This window comes from Paenibacillus sp. 598K (assembly GCF_003851045.1).
Lineage (GTDB): Bacteria > Bacillota > Bacilli > Paenibacillales > Paenibacillaceae > Paenibacillus_D.
Genome location: NZ_BFBX01000053.1, coordinates 5,301 through 5,945, shown reverse-complemented (window position 1 = coordinate 5,945; position 645 = coordinate 5,301). Strand labels below are relative to the sequence as shown.

At 53.8% G+C, this 645-nt stretch carries 2 pseudogenes; both read right to left on the bottom strand.

Going from position 1 to position 645, the window contains the following annotated elements:
• Positions 1-365 (bottom strand): annotated as a pseudogene (locus PA598K_RS16475) (ABC transporter permease); the annotation flags it as partial.
• A gap of 26 nt (positions 366-391) precedes the next feature.
• Positions 392-645 (bottom strand): annotated as a pseudogene (locus PA598K_RS16470) (sugar ABC transporter permease); the annotation flags it as partial.

Sequence of the window (645 nt, the reverse complement as noted above, 5' to 3'; positions counted from 1 at the left end):
CCGCCGCTGAAAAACATCGTAATGACGACGACCAGCATCATCATTTTGCGCCCCTTCAGCTTTTTGCGCGACAGCGGGTAGCCGAGCGCAATCGTCATCAGCATGCACGACGCCGTGAACAGCAAGGTCAGACCGATCGTAAAAAACATCGAGCGAATCATCGAAGCGTCGGAAAATACTTTGGCGTATGCCTCCAGCGTAAAATCGACCGGAAACAGGCTGACCTTGCCCGAGGTGATCGGGCCGGCTGAGCTTAATGAAATCGCCACCAGATGCACAAACGGGGCGAGACAGAGCAAGGTGGTAATGGTCAGAATGACGATCGTCGTCATATCAAACCAGCGGCTGGCGGTCTGTTCTTTCATAGGGAGTCTGCTCCTTTCGTGGCGGATTAGAGAATGCTCTCATCGGTAAGCTTCTTGGAGGTGTAGTTGGCTCCCAGGACGAAGATGAGACCAACAACGGCCTGGAACAAGCCAACGACCGTAGCCATCGTATACTGGCCGGACTGCAGGCCGACGCGGTAGACGAAGGTGCTGAGCACGTCCGAATATTCTCTCACTGCAAGGTTGCCGATGACATAAGGACGGTCGAAGCCGATTGTAATCATATTGCCCAGATTGATGATGAGCAGGACGACGATCG